Below are 17,983 nucleotides of genomic sequence, written 5' to 3' on the forward strand. Positions count from 1 at the left end.
ATGACTTCTCCGGACTACGCCGTTTTCGGCCATCCGATTTCGCATTCGCTGTCGCCGCGCATCCATGCCGCGTTCGGCAAGCAGGCCGGCATCGCCCTGAACTATATCGCGATCGATGTGCCTGCCGAGTCGTTCGCCGCCTCGCTCGCGCGCTTCGCCAACGAGAGCGGGCGCGGGGCAAACGTCACCTTGCCTCTGAAGCAGGACGCGTTCCGCTTCAGCGCGGACGTTTCGGATTTCGCCCGGCGCGCCGGCGCCGTCAATACGCTCACACGTGTCGACAGTACCTGGCGCGGCGACAACACCGACGGCGCCGGACTGATCCGCGATCTGACCGGACGCCATGGCCTGGACCTGCGCGCGCGCCGCACGTTGCTGCTCGGCGCCGGCGGCGCGGCGCGTGCGGCCGCGCACGCCCTGCTCGACGCCGGCATCGGCGAACTTGTCATCGTCAACCGCAGCCCCGAACGCGCCGATGCGCTCGCGGACTCGATCGGCCTGCCCAAGCGCGTGCATACCCGCTACTGGAACGACCTTGCCGATCTCGGCAGCTTCGACCTGATCGTCAACGCCACCTCGGCCGGCGTCGCGCGCGAGACGCTCGCGCTGCCGTTTGGCCTCGTCGCCCCGCGTGCGCTGTGCTACGACTTGTCCTATGGCGTCGCCGCGTTCGGCTTCGTCGCCTGGGCGCGCGCCGCGGGCGCGGGCAAGGCGCTGGACGGCCTCGGCATGCTGGTCGAGCAGGCCGCCGAATCGTTCGCCATCTGGCACGGCACGCGACCGGACACCGACCCGGTGCACGACCAGCTACGCGGCGAATTGCCGCTGCTCGCAACGGATTGAACGTCATGGAATGCCGCATCGGCTGCGGCGCTTGCTGCGTCGCGCCCTCGATTTCCTCGCCGATTCCTGGCATGCCGAACGGCAAGCCCGCAGGTGTGCGCTGCATTCAGCTCGACGCCCGCAACCGCTGCATGATCTTCGGCATGCCGGAACGGCCCACCGTCTGCCGCAGCCTCAAGCCCGAGCCCGAGATGTGCGGCAGCGACGCCATCGAAGCGATGCGCACCATCGCCGCATGGGAAATGGCAAGCGCGCCGTTGTAGAAGCTTCCCTTCTCCCGGCGGGTCGAAGTCGGCGGCAGCCGACCGGGGGTGAGACGAGGATGTCGAGCAGGGGCATCCGAATGGCGAACGACTGTAATTCGCCGCTGGATTTGTTTCTCGACGATCGCGAAACCGGCGCGCTGCGGCGATTGCCGCAGCGCGCGAGATGCCCTATTCGGAAGCGGGGAACCAACCGACGACGTCGGCGATGACGTAGCTGTTGCCCTGAGAGTTGTACAGCGAGACCTTGCCTTCGTCGCCGACCTTGACGATGACGAGGTTGGGGATCGTCAGACCCGCGGTGAAATTGAGGTTGGACGCAAGCGGCTGCGCGCTTCCGGTCGGCCACACGGTCACATATCCCGGCGCGGTCGGCTGGGTGACAGTCACGTTGAGGACCACTGCGCCGACGCCGCTCGCCGGCACGCCGCCGCGTCCTGCGACGGTGAAGTCGAGCGTGGCTTGCGGACCCAGCGGTCCGCCGTGCTGGAACTGGCCGTCCACCGTCGTGCCCGTGGGGCGATTGTCGAGCAGGCGCGCGGGCTGCAGCGAAGTCAGTTCCGAGCCATTCGGGAACCAGCCCATCACGTCGGCGATGAGGTCGGTGCTGCCGGCGGAGTTGAATAACGATACCTTTCCGTCTGCGCTGACCTTGGAGACGACCAGATTGGCAATCGTCTGGCCAGCCACGAAATTCAGGTTCGACGTCGTCGGCCGTGCATTGTCCGTCGGCCACACGGTGATGTGTGCCGGCGCAGTCGGATTGGTCACGGTGACGTTGAGGATGACCGTGCTGACGCCGGAATTGGGTAGACCGCCGCGTCCGGCCACGGTGAGATTCACCGTGCCTGAGTCGCCGGCGCTGACGGCACCGGTTCCCGCGAACAAACCGTCGATCGTGGGGTGACTGCTGCGCGTGTCGAGTAGGCGCACCGGCGCTACGGTGGTCAGATCCGCCGCATCGGTGAAGTAACCCTGCACGTCGGCGACAAGGTGGGTATTGCCGCCGTTGGAATTGAACAGCGAGACCTTGCCGTTGCTGCCGACTCCGACGATGACCAGGTTCGGAATGGTCTGGCCGGCCACGAAATTGAAGTTCGAAGTTGCCGGTTTCTGTGCACCGCTTGCCCACGCAGTAATGTGGCCGGACGCGGTGGGAGCGGTGACGGTGAGATTGAGTACGACGGCCTTCACGCCGCTGGCGGGAACGCCGCCACGATCGAGCACGGTCAGGTCCAACGTCTGTCCCGGCGTGAGCGCGCCACCCGCGGCGAACTGGCCGTCGCTGGTGTGGGCGCCGGTGCGCGTGTCGAGGATGCGTGAGGGATGGAGCGGTACGAAACCTTCAACGCGGGCAAACGAGACGGAAATCGTGCAATCAGCCGTGATCGGACCCGTCGTCCAGGTGCTGCCGCTCTGTACGCTCGGTGAGCACGAATCCCCGCTGACGGAGGCGATCGAATAGCCGCCGTTGACGGAAATGCTGAACGTCGTCGAATCGCCGTTGTTCACTGTGGTGGAAGCCGGTGCGGAGACGGTGCCGCCGGCGCCGCTGCCGGTCGTGCTCACGGTCCACGTCTTGATGCTGGCCGAGCAAGTTTCCGAATCCGTGCCACCACCGATGCCGGCGCAACTCCAGCTCCACGGACCGGTGCCAGTAAAGCCGGTCACCGTGCCGGCGCTGCAGAGATTCGGACTGCTCGCGTCGAGCGAAGTGAACGAACCGCCATTGGCCGTGCCGCAGCTGCCGTCGATCGCGGAACTGACCGAGAACGTCACCGTGATCGCGCAGGCTTGGGTGATGGTGCCGGTCGTCCAGGTGTCGCCACTCAGCAAGCTCGGCGTGCAGGTGTCGCCGACGATCGAGCCGATCGCGTAGCCGGTTAGCGGGTCGACGGTGAACGTGGTCGACTGGCCTGCGATGACCTGCGATTGCGTCGGGCCCGTCACCGTGCCGCCCATGCCACCGGTCACGGTCACTGTATAGGTGAAGCTTGCGGTGACGCTGCAGTTCGTGTTCACGCCTGCAGGGATCGTGTAAGTATTCGTCGCGGAGTCGAAGCTGCCCGAGGCGGCGCCTGCGCTGCCGCAGGTGTCGATCACGGAAATCTGACTGCCGGCATTCGGCGTCACCGTGAACACGACCGGGTTGGCCGAGGAAATGGTCTGCGCGGTCGCCGGGCTGATCGTGCCGTCGCCGTTCACGACCGGCGTGACCACGTAGCCGAGCGTGACGACCTGACCGTCATGGTCGGAGCTGCGACGTGCGGTGTCAGCACTCGCCGTGGACGTGTCGACGATCGTTGCGTCCGTGCTGGAGGAGGACACGTCGGCGTTGCCGTGCGCGTTGGAAATCTGCACGAAATCGGCCTGCGCGACGGACGTGAGCAGGATGTGGTCGATTTCCTGCGCGAATCCGTCGTACGTGTACGAATAGTGATCGGCCGGATTGGCCGCGCTGCCGGTGTCGAACAGCACCGGGCTCGGCGCGATGTAGCTGGCGGTCGGCGGATAGACGCTGTGGGTCGAATCGGTGTCGGCCGTGCCCATGATGATGCCGGTGGAGTCGACGTAGCCGTCGCTGAACTCGTAGGCGTTGAAGTCGCCGACGATCACGACCGGTACGGTGGCATCGCCGACCACGTTGAAGCTGCCGTTCGTGACGGTGCCGCTCGCGTCCTGCTGGGCATTGCCCGCCGCGGCGCCCGGATTGTTCGCATCGCAATCGACGTTGGCGCCCGTCGTCTGCAGCGCCTGCACGATGCAGGCGACCTGCTCGGCCTGCGCGCGGCGCTTCTGGCCGACGTAGTCGTTGGTGCCGAGGTTGAGCAGCGAGCGGTTGTAGATCGCGAGCACACGCACGTGATAGCTGCCGTTGAACGTTGCGTCGACCAGCACCGGCGGGCGGTCGTTGAGCAGGCAGGAACTGCCGCTGCTGCAGGCCGAAGTGGTCGTGCCCTCGTACAACTGGGTGACCGAGTTCACGGTGACGTCGTCGCGCGCGAGCACGCCGATATTAATGCCGCCCGGGTCGTTGCCCGGGATCAGGTAGGGGTGATAGATCACTGAGGCGTCGTCGGTCGTCATCTGCGCGGCGAGCGCCTGCATCACCGAATAGTTTTCGGCTTCCTGCACGACCTGGATTGCCGGCGCCTTAAGCACCGTGCGAATCTGCAGCGACATCTTCAGCAAACGCGCGGCGTATTGGTCGGCCGTCGGGCACGTGTCGCCCGAGCCGGTGCCCGCGCAGGTGTCGTTGTACGCGGATGTGTCGGCGCCGTCGGCGGTGTTGTTGAAGAAGTGCAGCATGTTCTGCGAGCCGATCGTCAGCGTTCCCGGCACCGGGTCGGCGACGGGGACCGGATACGATGGCGCATCCGCGGTGAGGATCACGTCGGGCGTCGTGGTCTGTGCGGCCGGGCGCGGATAGATCTCGTAGATCGGGTAATGCGTGCCGCTGGCCTGATAACCCTGCACGATGCCGGTCACGGAAAGTTGCGTTTCAGAGTTGTAGATGCCGCCGTTCGGCAACGCGGCTATGTCCGTACTGCCGAGCAGGCCGGGCAGATACACTTCGACCAATTCGGGCTCGCCGTTGAACACGGGGCCCGCGTAGGTCGACGAATCGTAACCGGTCGGAAAGACGTTCAGTGCCGCGGGGAACATCAGGCCGGGCTTGCGGAATACGCGCGATACCGAGGCGGGCCGGATGTAGAAGCCGCTCACCGTGTCGGCCTTGATGCCGCTGCCGCCGCTGCCGAACGTGGGCGCGTTGACAATCGCCTGCGGCATCGTCACCAGCATGCCGTCGAGACAGGCGAAATTGCTCGCTTGGTAGCCGTCGGTCAACGGGTCGATCGTCGATGCGCCGCTCGTGCAGATGCCGGTGGTCGGGTCGTTCGTCGAACCGCTGATGTCGTAGGCCGCCGGCAGGCTGTTGCCGTGGCTCAGTACGGTGACGACCGGCGAGGTGATTTCGGTCGAGCCGCTGTATTCGGCGACCGTGCCGGCCACCGTGACGGCGTCGCCGACCGCAACGGTCGGCGCGCTGTACGTGAAGACGAAGACCGCGTCCGATGTCGTGGCGTCGCCGTCGCCGACGCTGTCCTGGACGAAGAAGCCGTTTGTGTCGACCGCGGTGACGACGTCGATACCGCTGCTGGCCGGTTCGGTGACGACGGGTTGCCCGGCATACGGCGAGGCCGCGCCGTGTCCCTGGATTTGCATGATCGTCAGGCTGGCGAAGTCGTCGTTCTGAATCGTGCCGGTGCCGGTCGCGGTGGCGAGCGTGGCGTTGGTCGGCGCGCTCAGCGTCACGGTGAAGGTTTCGTCCGGTTCGGGGTTGGTATCGCCGTTGACGAGGACGGTGATCGACTGCGTCAGCGTCGAGGTGCCGGCGTCGAACGTCAGCGTGCCGCTGACGCTCGTGTAGTCGCTCGGCGCCGTCGCCGTGCCGTCGGCGGTCGCGTAGTTGATCGTCACCGTCGAGGCGGGCGTCGCCGCCAAGGTGACGGTGAAGGTGAATGCGGTCGTGCCGGCATTGCCTTCGGGCAGGTTTACGCTGTCGATCGACAGCGTGGGCGTGCTGCCCGCCGAGCAGGCGTGCGTCGCGCTGGCGGAATTGCGCGGGGCTGGCGCGGCGGCGGCGAAATCCGCCGCGTTGTCGTCGGTGTCCGTGCAGCCCGAATCGGCGCGGAAGTCCGCGTGAGTCGCATCGATCGTCGGCGCGGCCCCGCTGCCTTCGTAGAAATTGGCGCCGCTGCTGCCGGTGCCGTAGCCGACCAAATCGACGATCTTCGCGAGTTGCTCGGCTGTACAAACCGTGGACGATCCATTGCATCCGAGCGAGGATTGCGTGGTGACCAGCGCCACCTTGCCGGCGCCGGCGGCCATGGCGATCGTGCCGGTGGCGTCCGCAGTCGGCAGGTCGGCGCCGGTGGTGCCGGGCGTCATGGCGACGAGGTAGTAGCCGCCGGCGGGGATGCTGCCGGTCAGCGCGACCAGGTTACTGGCATTGGCGCCGAAGTTGCCGGTACCCGCGGCGCTGGTGTACTGGACCGACCAGGTGGAGACATCCACCGCAACGCTGCTGGTGTTGAACAATTCCACATAGTCGGCGTTGTAGGTGGCGTTGCTGTTTCCGCCGGCTCCGTAGACCTGGCTGATGACGACGTTTGGCGACGCCGCGAACGCCGCCGCCGGCACCAGTGCGGCGATTGCCAGCGCGCAGGCCGCGAGCTGCCTGCGCGCGAACGTGCCGGCGGTTGCACAGGCAAGCATGAGCAGTTGGGCGCGCCGTGGCGCCGAGGTACTATTTCGCATGATCGATGAACCCCGCGGAAAATGTGGCTCCCCCCAGTCGTTCCGATTTTCATCAGAAAACATGACAACAAGCAACTTGTTCCGCGTTCATTTTTGTGAGCGCCGCGCGGCCGACGCATGAGCGCACCCGAGAACCGCCGCGAACTCGAAGCCGGCATCGAGACCGACCTGCGCGACCGGCTCAGCTACGGCGGCTACTTGCAGCTCGACCGGCTGCTGTCCGCGCAGAAACCGTTGTCGGACCCGCCGCATCACGACGAGATGCTGTTCATCGTCCAGCATCAGGTGTCGGAGTTGTGGCTCAAGCTGACGATCCACGAACTCGTCGCCGCGATCGATTGCCTGCGCGGCGACCGCGTCTGGCAGTTCGGTAAGATCGTCGCGCGGGTCAAGCAGGTGCTGCGCCAGCTGACCGAGCAATGGTCGGTGCTCGAGACGCTGACGCCGGCGGAGTACCTCGAATTCCGCGACGTGCTCGGGCCGGCGTCGGGATTCCAGTCGCTGCAGTACCGCCTCGTCGAATTCCTGCTCGGCAACAAGAACGCGGCGATGCTGCGCGTGTTCGGGCACGACGAAGCCGCGCATGCGCGGCTGCGGGAAGTGCTGGAGGCGCCAAGCCTGTACGACGAATTCCTGCGCTATCTCGCGCGCTGGGGCCACGCGGTGCCGGCGCGCAACCTCGAACGCGACTGGTCGCAGCCGCATGCGTCGGACAAGGAGCTCCTGCCCGTGTTCGAGCGCATCTACGAGGACACCGACCGCTACTGGCGCGAGTACGCGCTGTGCGAGGACCTGGTCGATCTCGAAACGCAATTCCAGCTCTGGCGCTTCCACCACATGAAGACGGTGGAGCGCATCATCGGCTATCGCCGCGGCACGGGCGGTTCGTCGGGCGTCGGCTTCCTCAAAAAGGCGCTGGACCTGACTTTCTTCCCGGAACTGTTCGAGGTGCGCACGACGATCGGCACGCACGCCAAGGCCCGCTGAAGCGGCGTCGTTTCCGCGGCGCCGCATCGGTTTTGTTTGACGAAGCGCGGCGGAGCGGTTACATCTTCGCATTCTTGCGCCGATCCGGCGTTTCTTTTTTGCCGCGCTTTCACGAGGCGCGGACTCAACGGAGCAGACCATGGCGGCAGCAGGGGCGGACCTCGACGGCAAAAGCGCGGTCGTCGGCGAGGACGGAGTCAGGCGCGAATTCGCAACGAGGCTGGGCCATCCGGCGCCGCTTTGGATGCTGTTCATGTCGGAGTTCTGGGAACGCTTCGCGTTCTACGGCATCCGCTGGGCGATGGTGCTCTACGTCGTCGCGCAGTTCTACGGCGGCCAGGGCAGCGGCGAGAAGCCGGCCAACGAGTTGTACGGCGCCTATCTCGGGCTGGTCTATGCCGGCGCGATTTTCGGCGGTTACGTGGCCGACAAGCTGATCGGGCACCAGCGCTCGATCCTGCTCGGCGCGCTGATCATGTCGGTCGGCCTGTTCACGATCGCGATTCCGAACGAGACGGTGTTCCACATCGGCCTGGCAACGATCATCGTCGGCAACGGCCTGTTCAAGCCGATCATCTCCACGCTCGTCGGCAGACTCTATGCGCAGAGCGACGAACGCCGCGACTCGGGTTTCACGATCTTCTACATGGGCATCAATCTCGGCGCGCTCGTGTCGCCGCTGGTCACGCAGTACCTCGCGACGAAAATCTTCGGCGTCGACAACATGCCGGCCTACCGCGTGGTGTTCATCGCATCGGGCGTCGGCATGCTGCTGAGCCTGGTCTGGTTCTGGTTCGGTCGCAAACGATTGCAGGGCATCGGCCTGCCGCAAGCCGCGCAAGCCGGCATGCGCAACGTGCTGGTCGTGGTCGCGCTCGGCGTGCTGGTCGGCATTCCGATGTTCTATTTCCTGCTTTCGATCGACGCGATGTATCTGCAGATCATCCTGATGCTGCTGCTGGTCGGTCCGGCGTTCATGCTGGCCGCGGAAGGCTTCCGCGAAGGCCACGTGGCGCGCGACAAGGTGTTCGCGATGATCATCATCCTCGCGTTCAACGTGTTCTTCTGGTGCTTTTTCGAGCAGGCCGGCAGCTCGTTCAACTTCCTCGCCGACAAGATCGTCGACCGCGACATCGGCATGCACGGGATGTTCCTGGCGCTCGCAGGCGAATCCAATTTCCCGGTGTCGTGGTTCCAGTCGGTGAACTCCGTTGCGATCATCGCGCTGGCGCCCGTGATCGCGTGGATCTGGATCCGCATGGGCCGCGCCAATCCGACGATACCGCGCAAGTTCAGCATCGGCCTCGTGTTCAACGCGCTGGCGTTCCTGTTGCTGATGTACACGCTCACGCACCTGATCGCGCCGGACACGGGCAAGATTCCGTTCTGGACGCTGGTCATGGTCTACGTGCTCCAGTCCACCGGCGAGCTTTGCCTGTCGCCGATCGGCTTGTCGATGACGACGAAACTCGCGCCGCCGAAACTCGCGGGCTTCGCCATGGGCGCGTATTTTCTTTCGATCGCCATCGGCGACAACCTGTCGGGCATCTTCGCCGGCGCGGCCAGCGGCGAAGGCGGCCTGACGACGACCAGCGCGCTCGGCGCCTTCACGCAGGGGTTCTGGATTCTGCTCGTCGCGGGTGCCGTCCTGTTCGCGATTTCGCCGTTCGTGAACCGGCTGATGCACGGGACGAAATAGCTTCCCTTCTCCCGCAGGGAGAAGGGAAGCAGAAAGCTATTTTGTGATCTCTTCCAACTCCGCCTGCCACAGCCGGTCGAGGATGTGCGCAAGCCAACGTCGCTCCTCGGCGTTCAGATGCGCGAGCAGGCGTTTTTCGTGCTCGAGCGCGAGCGGCGCGACTTCGGCATACACCTTCCAGCCCTTCGCGGTCAGGCCGAGCACCGACTGGCGCTTGTCGTGTGCGGCCGTGCGCCGGCGCACGCGGCCGTCCGCGATCAGGCGCGCGAGCGCGCGGCTGACCGCGACCTTGTCCATCGCCGTGCGCTCCGCGACCTCGCGTGCGGCGATGCCGGCGTAGCTGCCGAGCACGGCCATCGTGCGCCATTCCGCGATCGACAGGCCGAAGCGGCGCTCGTACAGGTCGGCGATCGCGCGGCTCGCCGTGTTCGACAGCACCGACAGGCGATACGGCAGGAACTGTTCGAGTTCGAGAATCGCGTTGCCGGCCGCGTCGCGCTTGTCCTGAGCATTCTTCTTCATGCCGTCTTCGCTTGCAATTGGTTTCAGTTGAAACTATTATTTATGCAATCATCCGTGATTGCAAGATCAAGAAGCGGCCTTCCGTGGCCGCACCTTTCAACAAAATCTTCCGACTCCGGGACTCGTCCAGAGAGCAGGCATGAACGCACAAATCCAAACGCACTCCCAGCAAACCGGCGCGCAACCGACGTTCGAAAACCCGATGGGCATCGACGGTTTCGAGTTCGTCGAGTTCGCCTCACCCGAACCTGCGAAGCTGCACGAACTGTTCCGCAATCTCGGCTTCACCCAGGTCGCGCGGCACAAGACGCGGCCGATCACCAACTACCGCCAGGGCGATTGTACGTTTCTGATCAACGAAGACCCCGATTCGTTCGCCGCCGAGTTCGCGCGCAAGCACGGGCCGAGCGCCTGCGGTTTCGCAGTTCGCGTGGCCAAGCTCGCCGAGTGGGTGCGCGTGCAGGCGCTGAAGAATGGCGCCAAGTCGATCGAGTACAAGGAAACTTCGAAGGCGGTCGCCGCGCCCGTGATCGAAGGCATCGGCGGCTGCATGCTCTACATCGTCGACCGCTACGACGACAAGGGCACGATCCACGACCCCGACTGGGAATGGCTGCCGGACGCGCAGATGATGCCGCGTGGTTTCGGCCTTACCTTCATCGACCATCTGACGCACAATCTCTACTTCGGCAACATGGCGAAGTGGGCGGACTACTACGAGCGCCTGTTCCAGTTCCGCGAGATCCGCTACTTCGACATCAAGGGCGCGAAGACCGGCCTCTTGTCGAAGGCGATGACCGCGCCGGACGGCATGGTGCGCATCCCGCTCAACGAGTCGTCCGACCCGAAGAGCCAGATCAACGAATACCTCGAACAGTACAACGGCGAGGGCATCCAGCACATCGCCTGCTTCACCGACGATATCTATGCAACGATCGAGGCGATGCGCGCGCGCGGGATCGAGTTTCTCGACACGCCGAACGCGTATTACAGCGTGATCGATGCGCGCATCCCGAACCACGGCGAGGACGTCGAGCGCATGAAGCGGAACAAGATCCTCATCGACGCCGATCCGGAAACGAAGAAGAAACTGCTGCTGCAAATCTTCACCAAGAACTGCGTCGGCCCGATCTTCTTCGAGATCATCCAGCGCAAAGGCAACAGCGGCTTCGGCGAGGGCAACTTCCAGGCGCTGTTCGAGTCGATCGAGCGCGAGCAGATGGAGCGCGGCGTGCTGTGAGCGCGCTCGAATACCAATCCGGCTTCGGCAACGAATTCGTGACCGAAGCGGTCGCCGGCGCGCTGCCCGAAGGGCGCAACTCCCCGCAGCGCGCGGCGCACGGGCTCTACGCCGAGCAGTTGTCCGGCACGGCGTTCACCGCGCCGCGCCACGCGAATCGGCGCAGTTGGCTTTACCGCATCCGGCCGGCAGCGGCGCACGAGCCGTTCGCGTCGCTGCAAAGCGGGAATTTCCACAATGCGTTCGACGAGGCGCCGGCGACGCCGAATCAATTGCGTTGGGACCCGTGGCCGTTGCCGACTGAGCCGACCGATTTCGTCGATGGCCTGATGACGATTGCCGGCAACGGCGGCGCTGCCGTGCAGGCCGGCATCGGCATCCACGTGTATGCGGCGAACCGCTCGATGCAGAGGCGCTATTTCTACGACGCGGACGGCGAACTGCTGATCGTGCCGCAGCTCGGCCGCCTGCGGCTCGCCACCGAATTCGGCGTGATCGAAGTCGAACCGCAGGAAATCGCGGTGATCCCGCGCGGCGTGCGCTTCCGCGTCGATCTGCCCGACGGCGAAGCGCGCGGCTACGTCGCCGAGAATTTCGGGGCGCTACTGCGTTTGCCCGATCTCGGGCCGATCGGCTCGAACGGGCTTGCCAATCCGCGCGATTTCCTGACGCCGGTTGCGGCGTTCGAGGATATCGAAGGCGACTTCGAACTGATTGCGAAATTCCAGGGTCGTCTCTGGTCGGCGAGGATCGACCATTCGCCGCTCGACGTCGTCGCCTGGCACGGCAACTACGCGCCGTACAAATACGACCTGCGCCGTTTCAACACGATCGGCTCGATTTCCTACGATCATCCCGATCCGTCAATCTTCCTCGTGCTGCACTCGCCGAGCGACACGCCGGGCACGAGCAACATGGATTTCGTGATCTTCCCGACGCGCTGGCTCGTGGCCGAAGACACCTTCCGCCCGCCGTGGTTCCATCGCAACATCGCGAGCGAGTTCATGGGGCTGGTGCATGGCGCCTACGACGCGAAGGCCGGAGGGTTCGTGCCCGGCGGCGCAAGTCTGCACAATTCGATGAGCGGTCATGGCCCCGACGCGGCGAGTTTCGACAAGGCGAGCGCGGCCGATACGTCGAAACCCGATCACATCGTCGATACGATGGCCTTCATGTTCGAAACGCGTGCCGTGATCCACCCGACGAAGCAGGCGCTGGAATCGGCGCAACTGCAGCGCGACTATTACCAATGCTGGCAGGGGCTGAAGAAGCACTTCCGCCTTCCGCAGAAATAACCCGAGGATTCGCATCGATGAAGCTTGCAAGCCTGAAGGAAGGCGGTCGCGATGGCACGCTGGTCGTCGTCAGCCGCGACCTGGCCCGCGCCGTGCGCGCGACCGATATCGCGCACACGCTGCAGCGCGCGCTCGAGGACTGGCACAACGCCGCGCCGCGTCTGCATCGTGTCTACGAATTGCTCAACGATGCGGCGCGCGCGCAGACGATCAACGGCGAAACCGTGTTCGCGCTCGCCGTCGCCGCGCTCGCCGCGCCGCTGCCGCGCGCCTACGAATTCGTCGACGGCAGCGCCTACCTGCCGCACGTGGAGCGCGTGCGCCGCGCGCGTGGTGCCGAGGTGCCGGAAAGTTTCTATGTCGATCCGCTGATGTACCAGGCCGTCGGCGCAGGCTTTTATGGCCCGCGCGACGCGGTGCGCGTGGCGAGCGAGGATTACGGCATCGACCTCGAAGCCGAAATCGTGGTCGTCACCGACGACGTGCCGATGGCGACGACCAGCGCGCAGGCGGCCGAGCACATCCAGCTGCTCGGTTCTGGTCAACGACGTCAGCCTGCGCAACCTGATTCCGGCCGAGTTGGCCAAGGGCTTCGGCTTCCTGCAGTCGAAGCCGCGCTCGGCGCTGTCGCCGGTGTTCGTCACGCCGGACGAACTGGGCGATGCGTGGAAAAATGCAAAAGTACACCTGGCGCTGACCACGCACATCAACGGCGCGTTGTTTGGCCAGCCCGAGGCCGGCGAGGACATGCAGTTCTCGTTCGCCGACCTCGTCGCGCACGCGGCCAAGACGCGGCCGCTGTCGGCCGGCACGATCGTCGGCTCGGGCACGATCGCGAACCAGGACGAGGCCAGGGGCGCCTGCTGCCTCGCCGAGAAGCGCATGCTCGAGACGATCCGCGACGGCAAGCCGTCGACGCCGTTCCTCAAGTTCGGCGACACGGTGCGCATCGAGATGTTCGACCGCGCGGGCGCCAGCGTGTTTGGCGCGATCGAGCAGAAGATCGAACGCGCCTGAATCGGGAAGTGCGGCCATCGACGGCCGCTTTTTGATTCTCCGCCTTCGGAGACGAATGCGCTGACTACAGGTTGGGCATCTCGAACGTATCGAGCATCGGCACCTCCTCGGTGCCCTCGCCGAGGCGGATCTTGAGCGCGAGGCCGTCGCGCGAGTCGGCCTTCGACAACGCTTCCTCGAGGTCGATGCGGCCTTCGCGGTAGAGCGTGAGCAGCGCCTGGTCGAAGGTCTGCATGCCCTCGGACAGGCTGCGGTCCATCGCCTCCTTGATCTCGTGCACTTGGCCGCGGCGGATCATGTCGCGGATGTGCGGCGTGTTGATCAGCACCTCGACCGCGGGCAGGTGCCGGCCATCCTTGCCGAGGACGAGGCGCTGGGCCACGATGCCGCGCAAGTTGAGCGCGAGGTTCATCAGCACGTTGCGGTGCGCGGCCTCGGGGAAGAAGTTGAGGATGCGCTCGAGCGCCTGGTCGGCATTGTTCGAGTGCAGCGTGGCCAGGCACAGATGGCCGGTTTCGGAGAAGGCGATCGCCGCTTCCATCGTCTCCGAATCGCGGATCTCGCCGATCATGATGACATCGGGCGCTTCGCGCATCGCGTTCTTGAGCGCATTGTGGTAGCTGTGCGTGTCGAAGCCGATCTCGCGCTGGTTGACGATCGATTTCTTGTGCTGGTGCAGGTATTCGATCGGGTCCTCGATCGTGAGGATGTGGCCCGACGAGTTCGAATTGCGGTGGTCGATCATCGACGCCAGCGTGGTCGACTTGCCCGAGCCGGTGGAGCCGACCACGAGCAGCAGCCCGCGCGGCTCCATGATCAGGTCCTTGAGCACGAGCGGCAGTTGCAGTTCCTCGACGCTGGGCACGGTCGCCTTGATCGCGCGGATGACGAGGCCGATCTCGCTGCGCTGCCGGAAGATGTTGACGCGGAAGCGGCCGACGTCCTTGAGGTGGGTGACGAGGTTCATTTCCAGGTCGCGTTCGAAGCGGGCGATCTGGTCTTCGTCCATCATCGAATAGGCGATGCGCCTGGCCAGGCCCGAAGGCATGGCCGCGCTGCCCAGAGGCGTCAGGGCGCCTGAAATCTTGATGTTGATCGGCGCGCCCGTGGACAGGAACATGTCCGAGGCATTCTTTTCGTTCATCAATTTGAGGAAGTAACCGATGTCCATGAGTTGCGCCTTGCCCCTGTCGATTCGATCGTCGTTTTGCCGTTGCCATTGTGCCTGCGCATTGTGGACAATGCGCGTACCGGCCGAGAGCCTTCTTGTACTTCGCGAAATGATATGACAAACCAGCGCGTCATTGCCCTGTTCGGGGCCGTGGTTTTCGCGATTTGCGCCGCAGGTTGCGCGCAGACCAAGCCGCCGCTGGCGGAGATGCAGGAGGCGGCACGGCGCGTCGACGGCGCACGCGACGCCGGTGCGGCCACCTACGCGCCGGCGGAATTGCGCAGCGCGCAGGAACGCCTCGCCCAGGCACGCGCGGCGATGCGGCAGGAAGATTACGACATGGCGGCGCAGCTCGCCGACGAGGCTCAGGCTGCCGGCGACCTCGCCCAGGTCAGGACGCGGCTCGGCAAGGCCCGCGAGCGCGTCGACGCACGCACGCGCGAGAACGCGCAACTGCGCAGCGATCTGTCGGTGCCGGCCGAGACGGAACAGCAGGGGTTTCAATGAAAACCGGGAATTGGACCATGCGGTTGCTTGCAGCGGCGGTGTTGCTCGCGGTGGCGGGTTCGGCGTGGGCGCAGAAGGACGATCCGGATTACGATCGCCTGCGCGGTCGCCTGAACCAGTTGGCCGACGATCGCACGCTCGGCGCCCTCGCGCCGGCCGAGGTCGCGCTCGCCGAGCAGGCGCTGGCCAACCTCGCCGAGTTCGGCGGCAAGCGCAAGCTGCACGACCACTACGTTTTCCTCGCCGCGCAGCGCGTCGACATCGCCTGGGCCGCAGCGCAGTCCGTCGCCCAGGAGCGCAAGCTGCAGGCGCTTGACCGCGAGCACGACCAGATCCTCATCGCCGCGAGCCGGCGCGACGCCGAGCAGGCGCGACTCGAACTGGAACGGCAGCGAATCCAGAGCCTGGCGCAGCAGGAAGAAACCGATCGCCTGCGCGCCGAGGCGGACGAGGCGCGCACGCAGAGCGAACAGACTTCCAAACAGGCCGAGACCGCGAAGAAGCAGGCCGCGCAGGCGCGCAAGCTCGCAGACGCGCAGGCGCGGGAGGCCGAACTCGCGCGCAAGGAGGCCGAGCTGCTCGCCGCGAGCGGCATCAAGCCGGTCGCTTCCACCGCGCCCGCGGCCAAGGTGGCGGCGCCGATTACGCTCGGCGATGCGGCCTTCGCTCCGGGCAAGGCCGCATTGCAGCCCGCCGGCAGCGCGCAGATCGCGAAGATCGCCACAGCCGCTGCGGGCAAGTCGGTGCGCATCGAGGCCTATGCGAACGACGGCGGCAACGCGAAAGCCAACCTGGCCCTGTCCCAGCAGCGAGCCCAGGCCATCCGCGCCGCCCTCGTCGCGGCCGGCGTGCCCGCAAAACGCATCACTGCGGTTGGCGCCGGCGCCAAGGCCGGGACGGCGCGCGGCGCCGCGGCAAGTTTTTTCGAGCGATAGTCGAGTTGAAAATCCGTTCCTCCCGGGCGTAGCGCCATGGGCGCGAAGACGGAAGGCTTTGCGCAAAGGGCTTGAAACCAACCGCGCTTCGACGGTTGCGCGGCCCGGCGCAAAGGAGTAGCGTGGACTTACCGGTCCGCGTCCCCAGCGCGGGTCCGGCATCCAAGCCATGAGTGCCGCCGCCCGCTATTCCAGCGCTTGCCTGTCGCCCGTCGTGGTGACGCAGTCCGGCGTGCACTCTGCGTTCCTTTCCTTGACCCATGCGCACGACCGCAAGGCCGGCCTGCACGGCCGCGCAATGCCGTCCTGCGCCCAGATAAAGAGGAGGTAGGCCGATGTTCGAAGAATGCCGCAAGTCCGATGTCGACGCGCTGATGCAGAGCGATGCCGAGTTCCGCAGCCTGTACCGGCATCACAAAGATTTGGACAAGAAAGTGCACGACGCCGAATTGGGTGTGTTGCCGATGGACAGCGTGACCTTGATGACGATGAAGCGCGAAAAACTGCGCGCCAAGGACAGGCTGACCGAATTGTGGGATCAACACCAGGCGATGCACTGACGGCGGCAGCCACACTCAGCGAAAAAGACGCGGGCGCGCGATTCGCCGCGCCCGCTCTTGCAGCGCCAATGCAAGGGGGCAGGAGCCGGGCATGAGGAATCGCGCCCCGGCGTCGGCATGAGGTTTTCGCAGCGGCCGCACGGTCCGGTCGCGCGCACTCCTGTACAATGACGGCCCGCCCATCGGCGCGTGCGCCGCGTGTCCCACAGGAGTTTGCATGGCCGTACATCGCAGCGTGCTCGAACTGATCGGCGAGACGCCGATCGTGAAGGCGCAGCGTTTGGATGCCGGCCCCTGCGAACTCTATTTCAAGCTCGAAAGCGCCAATCCGGGCGGTTCGATCAAGGATCGCATCGGCCTGTCGATGATCGAGGCAGCCGAACAGGCCGGCCGGATCAAGCCCGGCGACACGCTGGTCGAAGGCACGGCCGGCAACACCGGCATCGGCCTCGCCCTCGTCGCGCAGCAGAAGGGCTACCGGCTCGTCCTCGTCGTTCCCGACAAGATGAGCCGCGAGAAGATCTTCAACCTCAAGGCGATGGGCGCCGAAGTCGTGCTGACTCGCTCGGACGTGGCCAAGGGGCATCCGCAGTACTACCAGGACCTCGCCGCGCAGATCGCGCAGGACACGCCCGGCGCGTATTTCATCAACCAGTTCGGCAATCCCGACAATCCGCGCGCGCACGAAGAGGGCACCGGCCCCGAGATCCTGCGCCAGATGGACGGCCAGCTCGACGCGATCGTGTTCGGCTGCGGTTCCTCGGGCACGATGACCGGCCTGTCGCGCTGTTTCGCCAAGGCCGCGCCGAACGTCGAATTGGTCCTCGCCGATCCGGTCGGCTCCATCCTCGCCCAGTACATCAACGAAGGCACGCTGTCGACCAAGTCGGCAACCTGGATGGTCGAGGGCATCGGCGAGGATTTCCTGCCCAGCATTTCCGACTTCACGCGCGTGAAGAAGGCCTATGCCATCAGCGACAAGGAAAGCTTCCTCGCCGCGCGCGAACTGCTCGCGAAGGAAGGCATCTTCGGCGGCTCGTCCACGGGCACGCTGACCGCCGCGGCGCTCAAGTACTGCAAGGAACAGACGACGCCGAAGCGCGTACTCGTGTTCGTCTGCGACACCGGCAACAAGTACCTGTCGAAGATGTACAACGACTACTGGATGCTCGACAACGGTTTTCTGGATCGCGAGCATTACGGCGATCTGCGCGATCTGATCCTGCGCCCGTATTCGCAGCGCGACACGGTCGTGGTCGGGCCGGCCGAGCCGCTCGTCACGGCCTACCAGCGCATGAAGCTCTACGACGTTTCGCAACTGCCGGTGATGGATGGCGATCAGATCGTCGGCATCGTCGACGAGTCCGACGTGCTGCTGCACGTCTATGCCGACGAAACGAAATTCCGCGATCCGGTTTCCACGGCCATGGTCAGTCGGCTGCTCAAGCTCGACGTGAAATCGCCGATCGAGGCGCTGCTGCCGGTGTTCGACGCGGGCCGCGTCGTGATCGTGATGGATGGCGACAAGTTCCTCGGCCTGATCACGCGCATCGATCTGCTCAACTATCTGCGCCGCAGAGTGCAGTGATTGCCCAGGTTCCCGAAGTATAAAAACCCACGAC

13 protein-coding genes and 1 pseudogene are annotated in these 17,983 nt (G+C 65.3%); 11 read left to right on the forward strand and 3 right to left on the reverse strand.

The window, feature by feature from the left end; all coding sequences use genetic code 11:
• Complete coding sequence (aroE, locus tag QM741_RS08800) at window positions 1-843, forward strand: shikimate dehydrogenase (RefSeq protein WP_415207338.1); 843 nt, start codon at window positions 1-3, stop codon at window positions 841-843.
• Between the two features lie 5 nt (window positions 844-848).
• Entirely contained in the window at window positions 849-1,106 is a 258-nt protein-coding gene (locus QM741_RS08805; protein WP_415207339.1) for a YkgJ family cysteine cluster protein, read from the forward strand.
• A 171-nt stretch (window positions 1,107-1,277) separates the two neighbouring features.
• On the opposite strand, the gene QM741_RS08810 is transcribed toward QM741_RS08805, so the two are convergent.
• Window positions 1,278-6,428, reverse strand: coding sequence for a Calx-beta domain-containing protein (locus QM741_RS08810; RefSeq protein WP_415207340.1), 5,151 nt, complete (start codon window positions 6,426-6,428; stop codon window positions 1,278-1,280).
• Between the two features lie 117 nt (window positions 6,429-6,545).
• Here QM741_RS08810 and QM741_RS08815 point away from each other — a divergent pair, with 117 nt between their 5' ends.
• Both QM741_RS08815 and QM741_RS08820 read left to right on the forward strand, forming a co-directional pair.
• Window positions 6,546-7,415 (forward strand): tryptophan 2,3-dioxygenase, encoded by an 870-nt coding sequence (locus QM741_RS08815; protein WP_415207341.1) that lies wholly within the window; start codon window positions 6,546-6,548, stop codon window positions 7,413-7,415.
• A 139-nt stretch (window positions 7,416-7,554) separates the two neighbouring features.
• Window positions 7,555-9,114, forward strand: a complete 1,560-nt coding sequence (locus QM741_RS08820) for a peptide MFS transporter (RefSeq protein ID WP_415207342.1) — start codon at window positions 7,555-7,557, stop codon at window positions 9,112-9,114.
• A 36-nt stretch (window positions 9,115-9,150) separates the two neighbouring features.
• Here QM741_RS08820 and QM741_RS08825 read toward each other — a convergent pair whose 3' ends face one another.
• A complete protein-coding gene (locus tag QM741_RS08825) occupies window positions 9,151-9,636 on the reverse strand; it encodes a MarR family winged helix-turn-helix transcriptional regulator (protein WP_415207343.1) in 486 nt (161 codons plus the stop codon).
• Between the two features lie 139 nt (window positions 9,637-9,775).
• Here QM741_RS08825 and hppD point away from each other — a divergent pair, with 139 nt between their 5' ends.
• The 3 genes and pseudogenes from hppD (at window position 9,776) to QM741_RS08840 (ending at window position 13,188) form a co-directional block, all read left to right on the forward strand.
• On the forward strand, window positions 9,776-10,876 hold the full coding sequence (gene hppD, locus QM741_RS08830) for a 4-hydroxyphenylpyruvate dioxygenase (protein WP_415207344.1): 1,101 nt from the start codon (window positions 9,776-9,778) through the stop codon (window positions 10,874-10,876).
• Entirely contained in the window at window positions 10,873-12,171 is a 1,299-nt protein-coding gene (gene hmgA, locus QM741_RS08835; RefSeq protein ID WP_415207345.1) for a homogentisate 1,2-dioxygenase, read from the forward strand. Before hppD ends, hmgA begins: the two co-directional genes overlap by 4 nt.
• A gap of 17 nt (window positions 12,172-12,188) precedes the next feature.
• Window positions 12,189-13,188, forward strand: a pseudogene (locus tag QM741_RS08840) (fumarylacetoacetate hydrolase family protein).
• A gap of 64 nt (window positions 13,189-13,252) precedes the next feature.
• On the opposite strand, the gene QM741_RS08845 reads toward QM741_RS08840, so the two are convergent.
• Window positions 13,253-14,359, reverse strand: coding sequence for a PilT/PilU family type 4a pilus ATPase (locus tag QM741_RS08845; RefSeq protein ID WP_415207346.1), 1,107 nt, complete (start codon window positions 14,357-14,359; stop codon window positions 13,253-13,255).
• 114 nt (window positions 14,360-14,473) lie between these two features.
• Between QM741_RS08845 and QM741_RS08850 the strand changes: the two genes are divergently transcribed.
• The 4 genes from QM741_RS08850 (at window position 14,474) to QM741_RS08865 (ending at window position 17,949) form a co-directional block, all read left to right on the forward strand.
• On the forward strand, window positions 14,474-14,866 hold the full coding sequence (locus QM741_RS08850; protein WP_415207347.1) for a DUF4398 domain-containing protein: 393 nt from the start codon (window positions 14,474-14,476) through the stop codon (window positions 14,864-14,866).
• A 17-nt stretch (window positions 14,867-14,883) separates the two neighbouring features.
• Window positions 14,884-15,801, forward strand: a complete 918-nt coding sequence (locus tag QM741_RS08855) for an OmpA family protein (RefSeq protein WP_415207348.1) — start codon at window positions 14,884-14,886, stop codon at window positions 15,799-15,801.
• A gap of 335 nt (window positions 15,802-16,136) precedes the next feature.
• Window positions 16,137-16,361, forward strand: coding sequence for a YdcH family protein (locus QM741_RS08860; RefSeq protein ID WP_415207349.1), 225 nt, complete (start codon window positions 16,137-16,139; stop codon window positions 16,359-16,361).
• Window positions 16,362-16,578: 217 nt separating this feature from the next.
• The gene (locus QM741_RS08865; protein WP_415207350.1) at window positions 16,579-17,949 is read left to right on the forward strand and encodes a pyridoxal-phosphate dependent enzyme; all 1,371 of its coding nucleotides are present in this window, start codon (window positions 16,579-16,581) and stop codon (window positions 17,947-17,949) included.
• Window positions 17,950-17,983: the final 34 nt, after the last annotated feature.

Origin of the sequence: Rudaea sp., from assembly GCF_047601565.1 — a bacterium.
Taxonomy (GTDB): domain Bacteria; phylum Pseudomonadota; class Gammaproteobacteria; order Xanthomonadales; family Rhodanobacteraceae; genus Rudaea.